We start from the raw sequence: 19,060 nt of genomic DNA, 5'->3' as shown, positions 1-19,060 counted from the left end.
GCGCGCGGATCAAGCCCGCGCCGACCCCGCAGTTCGGCCGATGAAATCGCGTTCAGCAGGTAGAATGCCGGCACCAGCGCAGACACCAGTCACTTCGCTGCCGTCATCCCTGACCTGAGCCTCGCGCTCACCTCACCGTCTGCCTGCGACTGGCGCCGAAGTTCTCGGCGACGGGCCGATCTCCTGATGGATCCCCATGTCTTTTGACACCCTCGGCTTGTCCGAGCCCCTGCTGCGTGCCGTTCACGAACAGGGCTATACCGTTCCCACCCCCATCCAGGCACAGGCCATCCCGGCCGTGCTGTCCGGCGGCGACCTGCTCGCCGGCGCCCAGACCGGCACCGGCAAGACCGCCGGCTTCACGCTGCCGATGCTGCAGCGCCTGTCGGCCAAGCCGGCGGTGCGCGATGCACGCGGCAAGCTGCCGATCCGCGCACTGATCCTCACCCCCACGCGCGAACTCGCGGCGCAGGTCGAAGAAAGCGTTCGCACCTACGGCAAGTACCTGCAGCTCACCTCGATGGTGATGTTCGGCGGCGTCGGCATGCAGCCGCAGATCGACCGCCTGCGCAAGGGCGTCGACATCCTGGTGGCCACGCCCGGCCGCCTGCTCGACCACCACCAGCAGCGCACGCTCGACCTGAGCCACGTCGAGATCTTCGTGCTCGACGAAGCCGACCGCATGCTCGACATGGGCTTCATCCACGACATCAAGAAGGTGCTGGCGATCGTGCCGGCGCAGAAGCAGAGCCTGCTGTTCTCGGCCACCTTCAGCGACGAGATCAAGACGCTGGCCGACCGCCTGCTGAACAAGCCGGCGCTGATCGAAGTGGCGCGCCGCAACCAGACCAACGACGCGATCGCGCAGAAGGTCCACCCGGTCGGCCGCGAGATGAAGAAAGAGCTGCTGACGCACCTGATCAAGTCGAACGACTGGAACCAGGTGCTGGTCTTCACGCGCATGAAGCACGGCGCGAACCGGCTGGTCGAGCACCTGCTGAAGCAGGACATCAGCGCGATGGCGATCCACGGCAACAAGAGCCAGAGCGCGCGCACCAAGGCGCTGGCCGACTTCAAGACCGGCGACCTGCAGGTGCTGGTGGCGACCGACATCGCGGCGCGCGGCATCGACATCGACCAGCTGCCGCACGTCGTCAACTTCGAGCTGCCGAACGTGCCCGAAGACTATGTGCACCGCATCGGCCGCACCGGCCGCGCGGGCGCGCTGGGCGAGGCGGTCTCGCTGGTGTGCGTCGACGAGAACGGCTTCCTGCGTGACATCGAGAAGCTGATCAAGCGCGAGATCCCGAAAGAAATCGTGTCGGGCTTCGAGCCGGGTGCCAATGAGCGTCCCGAGCCGATCGTGCTCGGCCGCATGGTGATCGGCGAAGGCGCCGGCCGTGGCGGCCATCGGCATGCCGGTGGTGGTGGTGGCGGTGGCGGCCGTGGTGCTGGCGGCGGTGGTGGACACGGCGGCGGCGGTGGCCGCGGGCGTGACAGCCGTGGCGGTGGCGGTGGCGGATCGGCACCGGCACGCACCGGCGGTGGTGGTGGCAGTGGCGGTGGCCAAGGCCACGCCCGCACCGGTGATGGCGGCCAGGCGCCGGCCACGTCGGCAGCGCGCACCAGCAGCGGCCCGCGTCCGGCAACGCCGGGCAACGGCCCGCGCCGCGACGGCGCCAAGCCGGCACCGCGCCTGACCCAGCCGAAGCGCTGAAGCGCTGAAATCACGGCTGTCTGACAGTTGCCGAGGGAGTCGGCACTCACAGACAGCCGGATTTGTATCCAGTTGTTCCGCACATCGCGGGGATCACGCCGACGGCGCCTGAGGCCTGTCGCGTCTGGATACATGTCGAGCCGACATGGGGCGTACCGTCGACGCCCGCCCATTCGACTCGAGAGAACACCCCATGGACAGCACCTGGCACACGGCCTGGCAAGGGCCGGACATCGTCGTTTTTCATGACGATGCCGAAGTCGACCGCTTCAAGGCCGCCGACGTGCAGCGCGTGATCTTCGTGCAGCACGGCAGTGGCGAGCACCTCGGCGACCTGTCGTACTCGGTGGTGCAGCTGCCCGACGAGTTCCTGCTGCTGCCCGCGAACACCGGCTTTGCCGGCCGCGTGCACTTCGAGCGGCTGGCCTTCTGGGCCGAGAAGCGCTGCGTCTTCTGGGCGCATGAATCGCATGCCCCGCTGCCGGGGCGCCTGCGCCGTGGTCTGCGCCTGCTGAAGCCTGCACTGCCGATCTTCGGACGCGTGGCGCGTGTCGACCTTGACGACTCGATCGCCCGCTGGACGCTGACCGGTCCGCAGACCTGGGACGAGCGCAAGTGGCAGCGGATCGCGTTGAGCCGGCCGTTCGCGACGGCGGTGGAGGCGGCGAAGCCGCGATTGCGCGCCTGATCGTCTTGATTTTTGGCCAACAAAAAACCCGGCCTGGGCCGGGTTTCCTGTGCCTTTGGGCGCTGACGCCCGGAAAGCTGCCTGGATCTCAGGCGGCCTTCTTTTCAGCCTTCGCCTTCTTGGCCTTCTTGGTCGACTTCTTGGCGACCTTCTTGTCGGCAGCGGCCGGAGCCGCTTCCTTGGCAGCCGGGGCTGCAGCGGCCGGAGCCGAAGCAGCTTGGGCGAATGCGCCCAGCGAGAAGGTGGCGGCGATCAGCGCGGCGATGAGTTTGTTCATGGGGAGCTCCTTTGCAAAGGTCGAGCAACACGCTCCCGGGCACAACGGCAGCTTCAGCACCTTCGTTGACGAAAAGTCAGCGTTTATTTACGAAGAGCTCGTGAGCGTGACATTCGTCAAGCCGCAGCACCGGTGTGGCGCAGCAATCGACCGGCTCCAGCAGCGCCCACCAGTCGGCCAGCGTTCGGGTTAACACCAGGGCCGCCAGCGCATCGCGCAAGGCCAGCGACTCGGTGCCGCCCACCTGCAGCCCCAGCGACCAGTGCCGGCCCGACCACCCGGGTCGATCGAGCGCCGTGCAGAGGTGCCGCCAGAACGGCAGCTCCAGCGCGCCGATCGCGAGGTGGCGGCCATCGGCCGTGCGGTAGACGCCGTAGCACGGCGCGCCGCCGGACAGCAGGTCGTGGCCCGGCACCGGGGCGCGTCCGGTCTGCGCGACCACCAGGTCGGCCAGCACCTGGTGGCGGCGCACTTCGTGCGTCATCGAGATGTCGACATGCCGCCCACTGCCGCCGCGCTGCACCGCGAGCAAGGCCGCGAGGATGCCGGCCACCGCCGCCTGCGTGCCGCCCATCAGGTCGCCGATCTGGAAGTTCGGCGCGATCGGTTCGCCCTCGGCCGTGGCCAGCTGGTGCAGCACGCCGGCCATCGCGATGTAGTTGATGTCATGACCGGCCCGTTGCGCCCACGGCCCGGTCTGGCCATAGCCGCTGATCGAGCACATCACGAGCCGCGGGTTGCGCGCCGACAGCACCGGCCAGCCCAGCCCGAGCCGCTCCATCGCGCCGGGCCGGAAGCCTTCGATCAGCACATCGGCCCGCGCCACCTCGTCGAGCAGCACGGCGCGGTCGGCTGCGTCGCGCAGGTCCAGCGTGCGCAGCGACTTGCCTTCGTTCAGCCGGCGGAACATCAGCGCCGGCTCACCCGCCGCGCGCTCGGCATCGCTGCGCCACAGCTCGCGCGCACCATCTTGCTGGCCGGGCGGGCCCTCGATCTTCAGCACCTCGGCACCCAGGCGCTGCAGTTCCAGCGCCGCCAGCGGGCCGGGCAGCAGCCGCGTCAGGTCGACGACCTTCATGCCGTCGAGCGGCAACGGGTCCCGGATTGCGCTGCGCTCCATCCGGGCTACGACATCACTCGAATTTTCCTTCGCGCATCCATTTCGTCGCGACCCACTTCTCGCCTTCGAGCACCGGCGCGCCGCCGTGCAGCGTGCGCGTCATCGGGTGCGGCCGGTCGTAGCTGAAGAACACCGCATTGCCCTTGACCGGCGCGACCTCCAGGTGCACGTCGGGGAAGGTGGTGGCACCGCCGCGCTTCGGCGAGTTCAGGTAGACCACCAGCGTGCCGACACGCTGGCCGCCGCGCTTCAGGATGGTCGGCGTGCCGGGTTGCGCCGGGTCGAAGTAATCGTAGTGCGGCTTGTACTCGGCGCCCGGCTGGTAGCGCAGGATCTGCAGACCCTCGCCGTTGTCGAGCGGCCAGTTCAGCAGCTTCGCGATGCGCTCCTCGACGCGCGCGCAGATCGGGTTCTCGGCGCGACCGAAGAACATGCCCTCGCTGGTGCGTGCGACGTTGACCTCGCTCGCGCCGGTGGTCGTGACGACCGTCTCGGAGCGGGCCAGCCGCTGGCGCGCCTGCGCGACGAGTTCGTCGCACTCGGCCTCGGTCATCAGCCCGCCGAACACGACGACGCGCGGGTTGCGCATCGCCATCACGATCTTGACTTCATGGCCGTCGACCACGATCGAACCTGGCGCATCGAGCAGGTCGGGCTCGGGGACTGGAACCGGTACCGGCAGGCCGTTCGCCTTGGCGTGGTCCTTCAGGAAGCCCTGCAGCGTGTTCTCGAGCGCATCGATCGCGACGTCTTCGGTCCAGCCGCTGTCGATCATGGACTTCAGGACGTCGTCCGGGCTGCGACCGGCCTTGGCCTGGTCGACGATCCATTGCCGCAGTTCGGGCGTGATGTTCTGCTTGGTCGTGCTGTTCATGGTGGGTTCAGCTCAAGTGGACTCGGCCTGCCCGCCCTCGGGCAGGCGGCGTCGAAAGACCAGCCGGTCGGGTTGCGACGCGGCAGGATCGAAACGGTAACCGTCGGCGTTGAATTTATCCAGCCCCTTCGGCGTGGCCAGCCGCTTCTTGACGGCATGGCGGGCCATCAGCCCGCGGGCGCGCTTGGCGAAGAAGCTGATGACCTTGTACTGGCCGTTCTTCCAGTCCTCGAACACGCATTCGACGACCCGCGCCTTCAGCACCTTGCGGCGCACGGCGCGGAAATACTCGTTCGATGCGAGGTTGACGATGACCGGGCTGGCATCGGCCGCGAGGCGCTCGTTCAGGTGCTCAGCCAGCGTGTCGCCCCAGTAGTCGTACAGCGTGGCGCCGCGCGCCGTCGGCAGGGCCGTGCCCATCTCGAGCCGGTAGGGCTGCATGCGGTCGAGCGGGCGCAGCACGCCGTACAGGCCCGACAGGATGCACAGGTGGTCCTGCGCCCAGGCCAGGTCGGTGTCGCTCAGCGTCGGGGCCTTCAGGCCGTCGTAGACGTCGCCGTCGAACGCGAGCGCGGCCGGCCGGCTGTTGGCCTCGGTGAAGCGCGGGCTCCAGGCCGCATAGCGCTCGACGTTGAGGGTCGACAGCGATTCGGAGAGGTGCATCAGCGCCGCGATGTCGGCGACCGACTGCGTCTTCAGCACCTTGATCAGCTCCGCCGAGCGGGGCAGGAAGGACGGCATCGTCGGCTCGTGCGCGGTGCGCAGCGGCGTGTCGTAGTCGAGGGTCTTGGCGGGCGAGAGCAGGAACAGCATGAAGCCGGGGCGCGGTGCGAAAGGAAACACGGAAACCCCGAACTCTATCGAATCGGCGTGCAACATCTGGTTTCCAGGTGTGCCCGCGGCTTCAGGCGCATCAACGGAAATCGCGACTTCGTGCCACCAATCCGCCGAGAAGTGGGGTGTGGTCGATCATCTTGACCGCCAGCAGGTGCATCACGTCGCCCTGCCGCTGCCACTGGCCGTAGACCGTCAACAGCCGCGAACCGAGCAAGGCCTGGCGCTGGGTTTCGAACACGCGCGGCCAGACGATGATGTTGACCGCACCGGTCTCGTCCTCCAGCGTGACGAAGACCGTGCCCTTGGCGGTCTGTGGCCGCTGCCGGTGCGTGACCAGCCCGCTCGCGCGCGCCAGCCGCCCGTCGGGGTAGCCGCGCAGCACGGCCGCGGTCTGCACCTGGAAGGCCTCGAGCTGCGGGCGCAGCAGCGCGAGCGGGTGGCGCTTCAGCGTCAGCCCGAGCGCCTGGTAGTCGGCCAGCGTCTCGTCGGCTTCGGCCGGCGCGGGCAGCAGCAGCGCAGGCTCGTCGATGCGGGTGCGGCTCAGCATCGCGGTGGGCCGCGTGTCGACGCCGGCCACCGCCCAGGCCGCCTGGTGACGGTGGCCGCTCAGGCTGTGCAGCGCATCGGCCTGGGCCAGCGACTGCAGCTCGTGCGCATTCAGCGCGGCGCGGCGCGCCAGGTCTTCGGGGCTCGCGAAGGCGCCGTGCTCGCGGGCCGCGGCGATGCGCCGGCCCGCGGCCTCGGACAAGCCGCCGACGCGGTTCAGCCCCAGCCGCACCGGCTGCAGCCCGGCGTCCGACCCAGGCTCGTCCAGCGGCCACTCCAGCGTGCAGTCCCACTCGCTGCAATCCACGTCGACCGGCCGCACCTCGACGCCGTGCTCGCGCGCATCGCGCACCAGTTGCGCCGGGCCATAGAAGCCCATCGGCTGGCTGTTCAGCAGCGCGGCCAGGAACGCATCGGGGTGGTGGCACTTGATCCAGCTGCTGTCGTAGGCGAGCAGCGCGAAGCCTGCCGCATGGCTCTCCGGGAAGCCGTATTCGCCGAAGCCCTCCATCTGCTTGAAGATGCGCTCGGCGTAATCGAGCTCGTAGCCCTTGGCGACCATGCGGCCCACCAGCCGCTCGTGGAACGGCCCGAGCCCGCCCTTGCGCTTCCAGGCGGCCATCGCGCGGCGCAGCTGGTCGGCCTCGCCCTGCGTGAAGTCGGCCGCCAGCATCGCGATCTGCATCACCTGCTCCTGGAAGATCGGCACGCCCTTCGTGCGCTCCAGCGCGGGCCACAAAGGCTCAGGGCAGTCGATCTCCTCGATCGGCAGGTTGCGGTTCTTCAGGTAGGGGTGGACCATGCCGCCCTGGATCGGGCCGGGCCGCACGATCGCCACCTCGACCACCAGGTCGTAGTAGGTGCGCGGCTGCAGGCGCGGCAGCATGCTCATCTGCGCCCGGCTCTCGATCTGGAACACGCCGACGGTGTCGGCCTTGCAGATCATGTCGTAGGTGGGCGTATCGCCCTCGGCGATGTCCTGCAGGCGGAATGCATGGCCCTGCTTGTGGCCGATGAACTCGAGCGCGCGGCGCAGCGCGCTGAGCATGCCGAGCGCGAGGATGTCGACCTTGATGAGCCCGAGCGCGTCGAGGTCGTCCTTGTCCCACTGCACGACGCTGCGGTCTTCCATCGCGGCGTTCTCGACCGGCACCAGCTGCTCGATCTGGTCGCGCGCGATCACGAAGCCGCCCGGGTGCTGGCTCAGGTGGCGCGGAAAGCCCACCAACATGCCGGTCAGCTCGGCCCATTGCCGCACGACCATCGAATCGGGGTCGAAGCCGTTCTCGCGCAGGCGCTCGGCGCTGATGCCGCGGCCGTCGAACCACTGCTGGCTCTTCGAGAGGGCGTCGATGCGCTGCAGGTCGATGCCGAGCGCGCGGCCGACGTCGCGCACCGCGCTGCGCGGCCGGTAGCTGATGACGACCGCGGTGAGCGCCGCGCGATGGCGGCCGTACTTGCGGTAGATGTACTGGATGACCTCTTCGCGGCGCTGGTGCTCGAAGTCGATGTCGATGTCGGGCGGCTCGTTGCGCTCGGCGCTGATGAAGCGGCCGAACAGCAGCGTGGCGCGCCCGGGATCGACCTCGGTCACCTCGAGGCAGTAGCAGACCACCGAGTTGGCCGCGCTGCCGCGCCCCTGGCACAGGATGTCGCGATCGCGCGCCCAGCGCACGATGTCGGCGACCGTCAGAAAGTAGGCCTCGTAGCCGAGCTGCTCGATCAGCGCGAGTTCGTCCTCGATCTGCTTCGCCCACTCCGGCTTCAGCCCGTTCGGAAAGCGCTTGGGCACGCCGGCATAGGTGAGCCGGCGCAGGTGGGCGATCGGCGTGCTGCCCTCGGGCACGACCTCGCGCGGGTACTCGTACTTCAGCTCGGCGAGCGAGAACGTGCATTGCGCGGCCAGCATCAGCGTGTTGTCGAGCCACTGTGCCTCGTAGAGGCCGGCCAGCCGGCCTCGCGAGCGCAGGTACTGCTCGGCGTTCGGCGCGAGCCGCAGCCCGCATTCGGTCAGCGGCAGCTTCAGCCGCGTCGCGGTCAGCGTGTCCTGCAGCGACTTGCGCGAACGCAGGTGCATCAGCACGTCGCCGGTCGCGACCACCGGCAGGCCGACCCGCCGGGCGATGTTCAACACGGTGGCGAGCAGCTCTTCGTCACCCGGGCGGTGCAGGCGTTCGAGGGCCAGTGCGGCCCGGTCGTGGAACCAGGTCTTGAGCCACATCGCATGCGCGAACACCGTCTCGAACGGCTGCGACGCATCGGGCACCAGCAGCGCCAGGCAATCGGGCAGGCCGGCCAGCGTGGGGGCATCGGGCACGCCGCCTTCGAGGTCGGACGGATGCGCGCGGTAATGCCCCTTGTCGGCGCGGCGCCGCGCGACGGTGATCCAGTGCGACAGGTTGCCGTAGCCGCGGCGCGTCTGCGCGAGCAGCACGAGCCGCGCATGCGGAGCGCCATCGGCGGGCAGCGTCAGCCGGATCTCGCTGCCGATGATCAGGTGCAGCTGGCGCCGTTGCGCCTCGACATGCGCGCGCACCACGCCGGACAGCGAGCATTCGTCGGTGATCGCGAGCGCCGCGTAGCCGAGGTCGGCGGCGCGGTTCACCAGCTCCTCGGGGTGCGAGGCACCGGTGAGAAAGCTGAAATTGCTGCGGCAGTGCAGCTCGGCGTAGGGTGGGAGCATCGGTAGAAACTGTATGTCCATACAGTATATGAACCTCCTGCCGGACTGCAAGCGCGTGGTGGACTCGCGGCAGAATCGCTGTCCGTCCGACGAGATCATCCGATGCCCCAGACCCCTCCCCTGCGGACGCTCCGCACGCTGTCCCTGTCGATCCTGGCCGCGGCCGCAACGTTCGGCTGCGCCTACCCGCGCACGATTCACGTCTACGACGAGGAATGCCAGATCACGGCCCGCCAGATGGTGCTGGACACGACGGAGGTCATCAACGCGGGCCGCGGCTGCACCGTGCTCGAGCGATGCGCCGGCCAGGCGGTGGCCGAAGCCGCGCTGCTGGCCGCCTCCACCGTGATCTCCGGCAGCATCGTCGTGGCCGGCAACGTCGTCTACTGGCTCGAGAAGAAGCGCGACTGCCGGCCGAAGCCGGCCGAGTCCGTCGCGCTCGACGACTGACGCGCCGGTGTGATCGCGTCGTCCTGATGACGCCGAACGGGTTCGAGAAGACCGGTTGCGTGGTGGTGCCCGCGGTGCTGGCGGCGGGCGACTGCGATGCGCTGGCAGACCTCGTCGAGGCGCTGGGGTCAAGCGGTGCCGGCACGCGCAGCCTGTTGTCGCAACCCTGGTGCGCAGCGCTGGCGCAGCGCCTGCGGCAGCACCGCGTCCTTTCGGGCCTGATGCCTGCCGGCCTCGTCGCCGTGCAGTGCACTTTCTTCGAGAAATCCGCGTCGCTCAACTGGCTGGTGCCGGTCCATCAGGATCTCGGGATCCCGGTCTCTGAACGCATCGATCATCCGGCCCTGCGCGCCTGGTCCGAGAAGGAAGGTGCGCTGTTCGTCCAGCCGCCCGTTGACTTTCTCGGGCAACTGATCGCCGTGCGCGTCCACCTGGATCCCTGCACTGCGCAGGACGGGCCGCTGCGAGTCATCCCCGGCACCCACCGCCTCGGGCACATCCCCGACGACGATGCCATCGCGCTGCGCACCCGCGGCCCTGAAATCACCCTCTGCGCCGCCAAGGGCGATGCGCTCGTGATACGCCCCTTGCTGCTGCACGCCTCGTCGAAGGCCACCGGCACCAGCCGCCGCCGGGTGCTGCACTTTCTGTTCGGGCCCAGCCAGCCACCGCACGGCCTGCGGTGGCAACATGCGGCGTAGCCCACCGCCCGCCGAGACGCCGCAGACCATGTCAGATCCGACCACCGCGCCCTCTTCTTCCACCGTCAGCGACCTCGCCGCGCTCGAAGCGCTGTTCGGCCCGGTCGGCGAGGCGTCGATCCGCAAGGAGGTGGCATCGCTGCACCCGGTGTACCGGCGCTGGCTCGAGGCCGCGCCGTTCGCGGTGCTCGCCACCAGCGGCCCGGCCGGGCTCGACGCCTCGCCGCGCGGCGACCCGGCGCCGCTCGTCACCGTGCAGGACAAGCACACGCTGCTGCTGCCAGAACGCCGCGGCAACAACCGCATCGACAGCCTGCGCAACATCGTCGCCGATCCGCGCGTCGCGCTGCTGTTCATGATCCCCGGCGTCGGCGAGACGCTGCGCGTCAACGGCAGCGCCCACATCAGCGTCGAACCCGGCCTGCTGCAGCGGCTCGCGATGGACGGCACGCCGCCGAAGTGCGTGATCGTCGTGCGCATCGAGACCGTGCTGTTCCAGTGCGCCCGCGCGCTGCAGCGCTCGAAGCTGTGGGCGCCGCCCGCCGCGGACGCCCGCGGCGCGGTGCCGTCGGCCGGTGCGATGCTGGCCGCCCTCACCGACTCGGCGATCGACGGCGAGGCCTACGACCGCGATCTGCCAGAGCGGCAGCGCACGACCCTGTATTGACTGCTGGACTGACGATGAGCACCCCGACGTCCACCTCGAATGCCTCAGTCGAGCTGCGCACCGAGCGGCTGCTGCTGCGCCCGCTGCGCGACGACGACGCCCCCGCGCTGCTGGCGATCTTCAGCGACCCCGAGACGATGCGCTACTGGAGCGCGCCGCCGTGGACCACCATCGGCCAGGCGCACGCGATGATCGAGCGCGACCGCCCCGCGATGGCCGCCGGCGAGCACCTGCGCCTCGGCATCGAAAAGACGGACGACGGCACCCTGATCGGCCTGTGCACGCTGTTCCACCTGAACGCCGCCTGCCGCCGCGCCGAGGTCGGCTACGTGCTCGCCCGGTCGGCCTGGGGTCACGGCCACATGAACGAGGCCTTGCGCGCGCTGCTGCGGCACGGCTTCACCGCGATGAACCTGAACCGCGTCGAGGCCGACATCGACCCGCGCAACCGCGGCTCGGCGGCCAGCCTCGAGCGGCTCGGCTTCACCCGCGAAGGCCACCTGCGCGAGCGCTGGATCGTCGGCGACGAGGTGTCTGACAGCTGGCTCTACGGCCTGCTGCGGCGCGAGTGGGACGCCCGGCAGGACCTGCAGCGATGAACGTGTCCGGAAACGGCCACCGCTGACACGCCACCGCTCCTACGCTGCCACTGTCAACAGGAGAACACGATGGCCTCGATCCGCAAGCAAGTCTCGATCAACGTCCCCGCCGGGCAGCTGTGGGATGCCGTGCGCGATGTCGGCGCGCTGCACACCCGGCTGGTCCCCGGCTTCGTCACCGATTGCCGGCTGGAGGACGGTGGCGGCGCCCGCGTCGTGACCTTCGCCAACGGCGTGGTGGCCCGCGAGCTGATCGTCGACCTCGACGACGAGGCACGCCGGCTGGCGTGGAGCGCGGTCGGCGGCCGGCTCACGCACCACAACGCGTCGGTGCAGGTGTTCGACGAAGGCAGCGCCGCCTGCCGCCTCGTGTGGATCGCCGACCTGCTGCCGCACGCGATGGCCCCCGCGATCGCCGCGATGATCGAGCAGGGCCTGCAGGCGATGAAGAAGGCGCTGGAATCCGCCGCGGCCCCGGGTCAGAATGCGCCCTGAACGGCCCACCCGACTGAAAGGAAGACCTCGATGCTCTTCGACCACATCGGCTTCAACGTCAGCGACTTCGCCGCGATGCGCAGCTTCCTCGTCGCCTCGCTCGAACCGCTGGGCATCGGCATCACGAAAGAGGCCGACGGCTGGGCCATGGTCGGCCGCGACGGCAAGGGCCAGTTCTGGTTCGGCTCGTTCGGCGCGCCGCCGGGGCCGATCCACATCGCCTTCGCGGCACAAGACCGCGAGCAGGTGCGCCGCTTCCACGCCGCTGCGCTGGCCGCGGGCGCGAAAGACAACGGCGCCCCCGGCCTGCGCCCGCATTACCACCCGAACTACTACGGCGCCTTCGTGATCGGCCCGGACGGCCACAACTTCGAGGCCGTCTGCCACAGCCCGCAGGCGTAGTCGGCAAGCACGGCCCGCCAGCAGCGAGGCTCAGGCCACGAACCGGCAGCTCGACGCCGGCGTGCGCGTGTCCATGTTGCGGCCCCGGTTCAGGTGGTCGTCGATCTCCGCGGCGCAGCCGAGCATGCGCGGGTACAGGAAGATCGTGAACGCCGCCGTTTCGAGGTCGCGCTCGGCCACGTCGCCGCGCCGCAACCGCTTCCACAGCATCTTCAGCAGCAGCGACGCGATCACCGCATCGACATTGACGCAATAGACGTTGCGCGACACGCCGGCGTCGAACAGCGCCTGCACCAGCGCGCGGTAGTACGCGTGGAACACGTTGTGCTCGCCGCGCTGCTCGAACAGCTGCGCGACGAAGACCTCGCGCGGGTCGTGGTTGACCGGCTTGTCCTTGAAGACCGGGTGGTTCACACCCGGCAGCTTCGCGATGTCGGTGCTGCCGATGCTGCGGCGCTCGGCCTTGTAGCTCGCATAGCGCTGCGCGGTGCGCCACGCGAGCGCCGCCAGGTCGATGCCGTGCTCCGGATCGGCCGGGTCCGTCAGGCGGGTGTCGCGGAACTGCTCGTTCAGGAACGCGATGCCCTCGTAGCCGTTGCCGCCGTGCGCGTAGCCGGTGTGCGTCAGAAAGCCCACCAGCGCCTTGTTCAGCTGCACGCGCTGCGCCGCCTCGGGTCCGTCGGCCGAGACCGCGCCCTTCGCGCCCTGCGCCGAGATCGCGCCCGGACCGTTCGTCAGCAGCAGGCCGAACAAGGTCTGGAACACGAACAGGTCGTCGTCGACCGGCGGTAGCCCGATCAGCGCCGCGAACGTGGTCTCGGCGAGGGAACAGCGGCCGAGCAGCTGGGCGTCGTCGATGCCGCAGAAATGCCCGTCGTGGTGGCGGGTGTCCGGGGCCGACGCGCCGATCAGCGTGCCGAACAAGGCCATCCACCACGGCAGGCTCTCGGCCGTCACGCGCGACACGCGCTTGGCCATCAGCGGCGTCCAGGCCAGCGTCGTCGTGATGGCGGCGAGCACCGCATCAGCGGTCGGATGACCGGGCAGCCCGCGCAACCAGCGCAGCAGTGCCGACTTCGCCCCGCGTGCATCGAGCGCGGCGAGCAGCACCTGGGCGCGCGCATCCGGCGCCGCGCCGACCAGCCCCTCGCAGCCGAGGATGTCGACCTTGCCGAGGTCGAAGCGCTCGTCCAGCGGGTCTTTCAGGCCGGCCGCGGCGAAGCGGTCGATCAGCAGCCGGGCCGCGTCGCGCGCGCCCTGCTGGCAACGCGGCCCGATGATCGCGACGGCCGCCGCGAGCACCGCGTTCGGCGCATTGCCGGCCTCGCGTGCGGCCTGGGCCGCGGCCAGGGCCGGCGTGCCGTGCAGGTTGACGTGCGCGGCGACCGCGGTCGCCACCAGGCGCTGGTCGTTCTCGTCGCCGACCTCGTGCAGCAGCGCGAGCTTGACGAGCGATTCGAAGGCGAGCGTCGCCGCCTGCAGCATCGAGACGCCATGCAGGCTGCCGAGCTGCGTCTGCGCGTCCATCTGCGACGCGCCGGACGCATCCTTCATCGATTGCCGCGGCAGGATGCCGCCGACCTGCCGGTTCACCTGCTCGACCTGCGCGCCGTACGGCGCGGCCGGCGCCACCACCTGCAGCGCGAGCGAGGCCGGCAGCGCGAGCCCGGCATCGGAGGCGAACCACGGCTTCAGCACCAGGCTGCCCTCGGGCTCGAAATCGGGCAAGGTGGCGTTGGCCCGCATCACCGCCATCAGCGCGCCCGGGATGTGCGCGATGTTGGTGACCAGCGCGCCGCGCGCCGAGAAGCGCGGCTCGTCGGGCGTGAAGATGCCGTCGACGCCGAACTTGTCCATGAACCAGCGCTCCTTCGCGCGGGCGTCGTCTTCGCAGCCGGCCATCGCGCCGGCATGGCCCACCGCACGGGTCAGCCGGCTCTTCCAGCGGCCGACCACGCAGGCCACCACCGGCTTCGTGAAGTGGGCGTCGAGCTCGTAGGTACCGCCCGGCTCGCAGTACAGCACCGCGGCCTTGCTGCGCGCGTCGTTGGCGAGCGCAAACGCGAACTCCGGTGCGGCGTAGTGGATGTAGACGTCCTTGCCGCTGGAGACCACGGTGGTCGTGCCCCAGCCGCTCATGCGCAGGTACTGCGCGATGGTGGTGGAGAAGCCGCCGGAGTTCGAGAAGATCGCGATCGAGCCCGGCCGCAGCGTGTCGCCCGGCGCGTCGCCGCCGAGCGCGCCGCCGATGCGCACCCGGTTCCAGGCATCGGCCACGCCCAGCCCGTTGGCACCGAAGATGTCGACGCCGGCCTGCTGGCCCATCGCGCGGATCTCGCGCGCATCGTGCACCGCGATCTTCTCGGTGACGATGAAGACCTTCTTCAGCTGCGGGTTCACGCGGATCAGCTCGGCCACGCCGTCGCGCGCGGCCGCCGGCGGCAGGTAGACCACGCCGCAGTTGAAGCGGTGGCCGGCCTGCAGCCCGTCGCGCACGTTGTTGTAGACCGGGATGTCGCCGGCAGTGGTGGCGAGCACCTGGCCGCCCTTGCCGGGCGCGGTGCCGAACACCACGTTGCCGCCCGACCAGGCATGGCCGATCGGCGTCACCTCGCTCGATTCGGCGCCCAGGATGTTGAGCACGCAGACGCGGTCCTCGCGCGTCGCGATCTGCGCCAGCGAGCTGGTGCCCACGTAGTACCTGAAGTCGCCGACGCCTTGCTTCTGGAGCGGGTTCATCTGCATGGCGTTGTTCTCCGAATGCGTTCTCATGCCGCCTCCGACAGGCCGAGCCCGGCCGCGAGCTGCGCGCGGCCACCGGCCTTCATCCACGCGTCGGCCTGCTTCGCGTACGCGATGACCTGGCTGATGTCCGAATCGAAGCCGAACATCCGGTAGGGCAGCCCGAGCTGGTCGCAGGTGTCGCGCAACGCGGCCATGCCGCGCACCAGGTTCGGCCCGCCGCGGCCGAGCACCACGTACAGCGGCGTCGCACCGTGCAGCCCGACGTGCTCGCGCAGCGCGTCGGCGATCGCGCGCAGCGTTTCGTGGATGTCGGTGTTGTTCGACTTGCCGCCGATGATGAACAGCACGTTGGCCTGCTTCAGCCAGTGCCGGAAGCAGATGCGGGCGACCTCCTTCATCTTCTCGTACGGCGGGTTGCCGCCGAAGTCGGACGAGATGATGGCCGCATCGCCCAGCATTTCGGTCACCAGCGAATTGGCGCCGCCGCCGAAGGTGGGCGCGAGGATGGTGCCACCGTCGTTGACGACGTAGACGTCGCTCTGCCCCTGGTGCGTGCGCAGCTGGTTGATCTCTTGTTCGAAGTCGGAATGGTCGGCGGTGAACAGGTGCGCCGGCAGCCCGAGCCGCGCCCAGCGCGGATCGTCGCGGTCGAAGCCGCACTTGAAGTCGCAGGCCACCGGCACGAGCCGGCCCTTCGCGTCCTCGCGCAGGCGGATCGGGTTCAGCTCGAGCGTGGTCATGCCGAAGTCGTGGAACAGGTCCCACAGCTTCGGCAGCTGCTGCACCAGCGGCGAGATGATCTCGCGCGGTGCGCCGATCTCGCTGAGCGCGTTCGCGACGACGAAGGCCTTCAGGCCGGTCAGCGGGTCGAACGGCACGACGGCGATGTCGCGGCGCTCGACGTCTTCGATGTCGATGCCGCCACGGTGCGTCAGCGTCATCGTCGGGGCCCGGAAGCGCGTCGAATCGGTGATCGAGAAATACACCTCGTGCCGCGCCGGCACGCCCGCCTCGAAGGTGACGCCGTTGGCCTTGGCCCGCTGGTGGCCCACGGCGTGCTCAGCGAAATACAGCCGCTCCTTTTCGGCCAGCGCGGCGCGCAGGTCGCTCGCGCGGCCCAGCAGCCCGGCCTTGCCCTTCTGGCCGATGCCACCCTTGAACATCGGTTTCACGAACACCTGCCCGTGGCGGTCGATCAAGGACTTGATCTCTTCCTCGCTGGCGCCGGGGCCGAGCACCTCGGTGGCCGGGAAGCCGACGAACTGCAACAGGCGGGCGCCGTGGAACATGCCGGTGATCTGCATGGGCTGTCTCCTGGTGATCGTCGCTGGTGGCCGCAACGTGGCCGCGATGATCGGCAGCCGCCCTGTCGAATCGCTGTCATCCGACGTTCATTCGGGCTGTTCGACGCACAATGTCCTGGCCCGCCCCTGGAGAACGACGATGCCCACGCCCGACACGCTGGAGCGGTTCATTGCGATGGTCGAAAGCAACGCGCATGCGCAGGCCTGCGAGGCGTTCTACACCGAGCATTCGACGATGCAGGAGAACCAGTCGCCGAAGCGCGTGGGCCGCGATGCGCATGTGGCGGGCGAGCACAAGGTGATGGCGCGTGCGCGTTCGGTCCGCTCGCAGTGCGTGCGGCCGGTGCTGATGAACGGCGACCACGTGGTGATCCGCTGGATCTTCGATTTCGAATGGCTGGACGGCAGCACGACCCACATGGAGGAGCTCGCCTGGCAGCGCTGGGAGGGTGAGCGCATCGCCGAGGAAACCTTCTTCTATGATCCGGCGCAACGCGTGCCGCACCCGCCGCCGCAGGCCTGACCCCGGAGCATTCGATTGGCATTGACCTGGACCACCAGCTGGCACGGCATCGGCTGGGATGAACTCGAGGCGCTGTACCGCGCCGCGCCGCTGGGCAACAAGAGCGCCGCGCTGCTGCAGACGGTGTTCACCAACAGCCGCTTCAGCTGCTTCGCCCGCGAGGCCGATGGCCGGCTGGTGGCGGCCGGGCGGGTGCTGTCCGACGGCGCCGATTGCGCCTACCTGTGCGATGTGGCCGTGCACCCGGACCAGCAAGGGCTCGGCGTGGGCGCCGAGATCGTGTCGCGGCTGCTCGCGATGTGCGCCGGACACCGCAAGATCATCCTCTACGCCGTGCCCGGCAAGGAGGCGTTCTACCGCAAGTTCGGCTTCAGGAAGATGCAAACCGCGATGGCCATCTTCGACGACCAGGCGGTCGCGTTCAGCAAGGGATACATCGATGTCGAATGAGACGGCGTGGCGCGAGGTCGACGACTACTTCTGCAGCACGCTGCTGCCGGCCGACCCGGTGCTGGAGCAGGCGCTGCGCGACAGCGATGCGGCCGGCCTGCCGCCGCACGCGGTGGCGCCCAACCAGGGCCGGCTGCTGAACCTGCTGGTGCGGCTGCAGGGCGCGCGCCGGGTGCTCGAGATCGGCACGCTCGGCGGCTACAGCACGATCTGGCTGGCGCGCGCGCTGCCGCCGGGCGGGCGCGTGATCACGCTGGAGGCCAACCCGGTGTGCGCCGAGGTCGCGCGCATCAACATCGAGCGGGCGGAGTTGGCCGACCGCATCGAGATCCGCGTCGGCCGCGCGGCCGACAGCCTGCCGCAGCTGCTGGCCGAAGGCGCCGGCCCGTTCGACTTCATCTTCATCGACGCCGACAAGCCGAGCAACCCGCTGTACCTCGAGTGGGCGCTGAAGCTGTCGCGGCCGGGCACGGCGATCGTCGGCGACAACGTCGTGCGGCACGGCGCGGTGGCCGACCCGCACAGCACCGATGCCAACGTGCAGGGCGTGCGCCGTTTTCTCGAGCTGATGGCGGCCGAGCCGCGGCTGTCGGCGACCGCGGTGCAGACGGTGGGCAGCAAGGGCTGGGATGGGTTCTCGCTGGCGATCGTCGAGACCTGAGCCGATGCGCCCGAGCCGCTGGCCGACGCACGCGGCCCTCGCGATGATCGACCTGTACCAGCGCTGCCTGTCGCCGCACAAGGGCTTCCGGTGCGCGCACGCAGTGCAGACCGGGCGGCGCGGCTGCTCGGCGCTCGGTGCGCGTGCGATCCGCCGTCATGGGCTGTGGGATGGGCTCGGCCTGTTGGGGTGTCGGTTCGATGCCTGCGCGCTGAGTCATCAGCAACTGCAGGCGGCACGCCATCGCCCGCGGCTGAGCGCCGAGTCGGGGGTGTGCGACTTCGATTGCGGTGTGTTCGACGCCTGCGACGTGGCCGACTGTGCCTGCGATGCACTGGACTGCGCCGATTGTTTCGACCGGAAGAAGCGCTGCAGCCGGAGCTCCAGCGCCGATGCTGCGCGCGAACGCAGCGCGGCGCGGCAGAATCGGCGCAAGAACCGAGAACCTGCGGCACCGCCCTCGACTCCGAAGTTCCCCGGACCGTTCGTGTCCCCGCCGCCTGCCGTCCCACCGGAGAAGCCCTGATGCGCACCATCCTGTTCCTGACCGCCGGCCTGCTGCTGCTCGCATCGATGCTGGTGCTGGCCCGCTTGTTCGTCGCCCACTACCCCGCCGCGGTGACCTGGGCCGGCGCCGGCTTCCTTGCGCTGTGGCTGCTGATCTGCGCCGTCAACATGTGGGTGGGCGTCGCCCGCGCCGGCTATTCGGTCGGCGAAGAGCTGCCGATCCTGCTGCTCAACTTTGCCGTGCCGGCCGCCATCGGCGTGCTGCTGGCCTGGAAGCTTCGCTAGGAGACATCGCGATGTGCCGCAACATCAAGACCCTGTTCAACTTCGAGCCGCCGGCCACCGAGCTGGAGATCCGCGACGCGTCGCTGCAGTTCGTGCGCAAGCTCAGCGGGTTCACGGTGCCGTCGAAGGCCAACGAAGCAGCGTTCGAACGTGCGGTGGCCGAGGTCGCCGCGTCGGCGCGCGCGCTGATCAACTCGATGGTCACCACCGCCGAACCCCGTGATCGCGACACGGAAGCCGCCAAGGCCCGCGCGCGATCCGCCGAACGCTTCGGTATCCGCGCCTCGTAGCCCGGCTGCCAATCCGGGGATCCACCCCCACTTGTTCGCTTGTCACCTCCCAAAAGGCAGGGCGGTGGCACAAGGCGCGTGCGGGGAGGCTGTGGAGCGCCAATAAGGAGGGGGCGCCGGAGCTGGCTGGTTTCATGGCCCGCGTGCGCAGCACGCTTCGTGAACTGACTGTCGCCGACTGTTTGACCACAACGAACGAAGTGAGTGACGGGAGTTTCGGCGACGGGCCATGAAACCAG

Annotated in this window: 21 protein-coding genes; 14 read left to right on the top strand and 7 right to left on the bottom strand. The window is 69.6% G+C overall.

Features of this window, described 5'->3' with window-relative positions:
- Positions 1-196: 196 nt before the first annotated feature.
- On the top strand, positions 197-1,717 hold the full coding sequence (locus tag BUE42_RS26910; protein WP_083614621.1) for a DEAD/DEAH box helicase: 1,521 nt from the start codon (positions 197-199) through the stop codon (positions 1,715-1,717).
- A gap of 193 nt (positions 1,718-1,910) precedes the next feature.
- Positions 1,911-2,405 carry a hypothetical protein gene (locus BUE42_RS26905; protein ID WP_073468366.1) on the top strand — a complete coding sequence of 165 codons (495 nt, stop codon included), beginning with the start codon at positions 1,911-1,913 and terminating at the stop codon, positions 2,403-2,405.
- A gap of 88 nt (positions 2,406-2,493) precedes the next feature.
- Here the strand turns inward: BUE42_RS26905 and BUE42_RS26900 are convergent, their stop codons facing one another.
- The 5 genes from BUE42_RS26900 to BUE42_RS26880 form a co-directional block, all read right to left on the bottom strand.
- On the bottom strand, positions 2,494-2,682 hold the full coding sequence (locus BUE42_RS26900; RefSeq protein WP_073468365.1) for a hypothetical protein: 189 nt from the start codon (positions 2,680-2,682) through the stop codon (positions 2,494-2,496).
- A gap of 76 nt (positions 2,683-2,758) precedes the next feature.
- A complete protein-coding gene (locus tag BUE42_RS26895) occupies positions 2,759-3,802 on the bottom strand; it encodes a CaiB/BaiF CoA transferase family protein (RefSeq protein WP_073468364.1) in 1,044 nt (347 codons plus the stop codon).
- A gap of 13 nt (positions 3,803-3,815) precedes the next feature.
- Positions 3,816-4,676, bottom strand: coding sequence for a 2OG-Fe(II) oxygenase (locus BUE42_RS26890; protein ID WP_073468363.1), 861 nt, complete (start codon positions 4,674-4,676; stop codon positions 3,816-3,818).
- 12 nt (positions 4,677-4,688) lie between these two features.
- Positions 4,689-5,489 carry a peroxide stress protein YaaA gene (gene yaaA, locus BUE42_RS26885; RefSeq protein ID WP_073468417.1) on the bottom strand — a complete coding sequence of 267 codons (801 nt, stop codon included), beginning with the start codon at positions 5,487-5,489 and terminating at the stop codon, positions 4,689-4,691.
- 100 nt (positions 5,490-5,589) lie between these two features.
- The gene (locus BUE42_RS26880) at positions 5,590-8,742 is read right to left on the bottom strand and encodes an error-prone DNA polymerase (protein WP_200799040.1); all 3,153 of its coding nucleotides are present in this window, start codon (positions 8,740-8,742) and stop codon (positions 5,590-5,592) included.
- Positions 8,743-8,844: 102 nt separating this feature from the next.
- Here BUE42_RS26880 and BUE42_RS26875 point away from each other — a divergent pair, with 102 nt between their 5' ends.
- The 6 genes from BUE42_RS26875 to BUE42_RS26850 all read left to right on the top strand — a co-directional run bounded on the left by BUE42_RS26875 (position 8,845) and on the right by BUE42_RS26850 (position 12,056).
- Positions 8,845-9,192, top strand: coding sequence for a hypothetical protein (locus tag BUE42_RS26875; protein ID WP_143171781.1), 348 nt, complete (start codon positions 8,845-8,847; stop codon positions 9,190-9,192).
- A gap of 26 nt (positions 9,193-9,218) precedes the next feature.
- Positions 9,219-9,893: a phytanoyl-CoA dioxygenase family protein gene (locus tag BUE42_RS26870; RefSeq protein WP_073468361.1), complete on the top strand. Its 675-nt coding sequence runs from the start codon at positions 9,219-9,221 to the stop codon at positions 9,891-9,893.
- Between the two features lie 28 nt (positions 9,894-9,921).
- Positions 9,922-10,560 (top strand): pyridoxamine 5'-phosphate oxidase family protein, encoded by a 639-nt coding sequence (locus BUE42_RS26865; protein WP_073468360.1) that lies wholly within the window; start codon positions 9,922-9,924, stop codon positions 10,558-10,560.
- Between the two features lie 14 nt (positions 10,561-10,574).
- Entirely contained in the window at positions 10,575-11,159 is a 585-nt protein-coding gene (locus BUE42_RS26860) for a GNAT family N-acetyltransferase (protein WP_073468359.1), read from the top strand.
- Between the two features lie 69 nt (positions 11,160-11,228).
- Positions 11,229-11,654: an SRPBCC family protein gene (locus tag BUE42_RS26855; protein ID WP_073468358.1), complete on the top strand. Its 426-nt coding sequence runs from the start codon at positions 11,229-11,231 to the stop codon at positions 11,652-11,654.
- A 30-nt stretch (positions 11,655-11,684) separates the two neighbouring features.
- Positions 11,685-12,056, top strand: coding sequence for a VOC family protein (locus BUE42_RS26850; protein WP_073468357.1), 372 nt, complete (start codon positions 11,685-11,687; stop codon positions 12,054-12,056).
- Positions 12,057-12,086: 30 nt separating this feature from the next.
- Here the strand turns inward: BUE42_RS26850 and BUE42_RS26845 are convergent, their stop codons facing one another.
- Positions 12,087-14,795, bottom strand: coding sequence for a CoA-binding protein (locus tag BUE42_RS26845; protein ID WP_073468415.1), 2,709 nt, complete (start codon positions 14,793-14,795; stop codon positions 12,087-12,089).
- Between the two features lie 29 nt (positions 14,796-14,824).
- On the bottom strand, positions 14,825-16,105 hold the full coding sequence (locus BUE42_RS26840; protein WP_073468356.1) for an ATP citrate lyase citrate-binding domain-containing protein: 1,281 nt from the start codon (positions 16,103-16,105) through the stop codon (positions 14,825-14,827).
- Positions 16,106-16,244: 139 nt separating this feature from the next.
- Here BUE42_RS26840 and BUE42_RS26835 point away from each other — a divergent pair, with 139 nt between their 5' ends.
- From BUE42_RS26835 to BUE42_RS26810, 6 genes are read left to right on the top strand one after another with little or no spacing between them, the layout of a single operon-like run.
- On the top strand, positions 16,245-16,628 hold the full coding sequence (locus BUE42_RS26835; protein WP_073468355.1) for a nuclear transport factor 2-like protein: 384 nt from the start codon (positions 16,245-16,247) through the stop codon (positions 16,626-16,628).
- A gap of 15 nt (positions 16,629-16,643) precedes the next feature.
- Positions 16,644-17,078 (top strand): GNAT family N-acetyltransferase, encoded by a 435-nt coding sequence (locus BUE42_RS26830; protein WP_073468354.1) that lies wholly within the window; start codon positions 16,644-16,646, stop codon positions 17,076-17,078.
- Entirely contained in the window at positions 17,068-17,739 is a 672-nt protein-coding gene (locus BUE42_RS26825; RefSeq protein WP_073468353.1) for an O-methyltransferase, read from the top strand. Before BUE42_RS26830 ends, BUE42_RS26825 begins: the two co-directional genes overlap by 11 nt.
- The gene (gene yidD / locus BUE42_RS26820) at positions 17,708-18,265 is read left to right on the top strand and encodes a membrane protein insertion efficiency factor YidD (protein ID WP_083614617.1); all 558 of its coding nucleotides are present in this window, start codon (positions 17,708-17,710) and stop codon (positions 18,263-18,265) included. Before BUE42_RS26825 ends, yidD begins: the two co-directional genes overlap by 32 nt.
- A complete protein-coding gene (locus BUE42_RS26815; protein WP_073468351.1) occupies positions 18,265-18,531 on the top strand; it encodes a hypothetical protein in 267 nt (88 codons plus the stop codon). Before yidD ends, BUE42_RS26815 begins: the two co-directional genes overlap by 1 nt.
- Positions 18,532-18,542: 11 nt before the next feature.
- Positions 18,543-18,821, top strand: coding sequence for a DUF2277 domain-containing protein (locus BUE42_RS26810; protein ID WP_073468350.1), 279 nt, complete (start codon positions 18,543-18,545; stop codon positions 18,819-18,821).
- The last annotated feature ends 239 nt before the right edge of the window (positions 18,822-19,060 follow it).

Origin of the sequence: Rhizobacter sp. OV335 (assembly GCF_900142965.1) — a bacterium.
Lineage (GTDB): Bacteria > Pseudomonadota > Gammaproteobacteria > Burkholderiales > Burkholderiaceae_C > Rhizobacter.
This window is presented reverse-complemented; position numbering and strand designations above follow the sequence as displayed.

Excerpts from the sequence above, each read along its gene's own strand:
- BUE42_RS26910 (WP_083614621.1), top strand. The coding sequence starts at position 197 with ATGTCTTTTGACACCCTCGGCTTGTCCGAGCCCCTGCTGCGTGCCGTT.
- BUE42_RS26825 (WP_073468353.1), top strand. The coding sequence starts at position 17,068 with ATGTCGAATGAGACGGCGTGGCGCGAGGTCGACGACTACTTCTGCAGC.
- BUE42_RS26875 (WP_143171781.1), top strand. The coding sequence starts at position 8,845 with ATGCCCCAGACCCCTCCCCTGCGGACGCTCCGCACGCTGTCCCTGTCG.
- BUE42_RS26845 (WP_073468415.1), bottom strand. The coding sequence starts at position 14,795 with ATGAACCCGCTCCAGAAGCAAGGCGTCGGCGACTTCAGGTACTACGTG.
- BUE42_RS26855 (WP_073468358.1), top strand. The coding sequence starts at position 11,229 with ATGGCCTCGATCCGCAAGCAAGTCTCGATCAACGTCCCCGCCGGGCAG.
- BUE42_RS26900 (WP_073468365.1), bottom strand. The coding sequence starts at position 2,682 with ATGAACAAACTCATCGCCGCGCTGATCGCCGCCACCTTCTCGCTGGGC.
- BUE42_RS26850 (WP_073468357.1), top strand. The coding sequence starts at position 11,685 with ATGCTCTTCGACCACATCGGCTTCAACGTCAGCGACTTCGCCGCGATG.
- BUE42_RS26860 (WP_073468359.1), top strand. The coding sequence starts at position 10,575 with ATGAGCACCCCGACGTCCACCTCGAATGCCTCAGTCGAGCTGCGCACC.
- BUE42_RS26865 (WP_073468360.1), top strand. The coding sequence starts at position 9,922 with ATGTCAGATCCGACCACCGCGCCCTCTTCTTCCACCGTCAGCGACCTC.
- BUE42_RS26905 (WP_073468366.1), top strand. The coding sequence starts at position 1,911 with ATGGACAGCACCTGGCACACGGCCTGGCAAGGGCCGGACATCGTCGTT.
- BUE42_RS26810 (WP_073468350.1), top strand. The coding sequence starts at position 18,543 with ATGTGCCGCAACATCAAGACCCTGTTCAACTTCGAGCCGCCGGCCACC.
- BUE42_RS26870 (WP_073468361.1), top strand. The coding sequence starts at position 9,219 with ATGACGCCGAACGGGTTCGAGAAGACCGGTTGCGTGGTGGTGCCCGCG.
- BUE42_RS26815 (WP_073468351.1), top strand. The coding sequence starts at position 18,265 with ATGCGCACCATCCTGTTCCTGACCGCCGGCCTGCTGCTGCTCGCATCG.
- BUE42_RS26835 (WP_073468355.1), top strand. The coding sequence starts at position 16,245 with ATGCCCACGCCCGACACGCTGGAGCGGTTCATTGCGATGGTCGAAAGC.
- yidD (WP_083614617.1), top strand. The coding sequence starts at position 17,708 with ATGGGTTCTCGCTGGCGATCGTCGAGACCTGAGCCGATGCGCCCGAGC.
- BUE42_RS26895 (WP_073468364.1), bottom strand. The coding sequence starts at position 3,802 with ATGGAGCGCAGCGCAATCCGGGACCCGTTGCCGCTCGACGGCATGAAG.
- BUE42_RS26840 (WP_073468356.1), bottom strand. The coding sequence starts at position 16,105 with ATGCAGATCACCGGCATGTTCCACGGCGCCCGCCTGTTGCAGTTCGTC.
- yaaA (WP_073468417.1), bottom strand. The coding sequence starts at position 5,489 with ATGCTGTTCCTGCTCTCGCCCGCCAAGACCCTCGACTACGACACGCCG.
- BUE42_RS26880 (WP_200799040.1), bottom strand. The coding sequence starts at position 8,742 with ATGCTCCCACCCTACGCCGAGCTGCACTGCCGCAGCAATTTCAGCTTT.
- BUE42_RS26890 (WP_073468363.1), bottom strand. The coding sequence starts at position 4,676 with ATGAACAGCACGACCAAGCAGAACATCACGCCCGAACTGCGGCAATGG.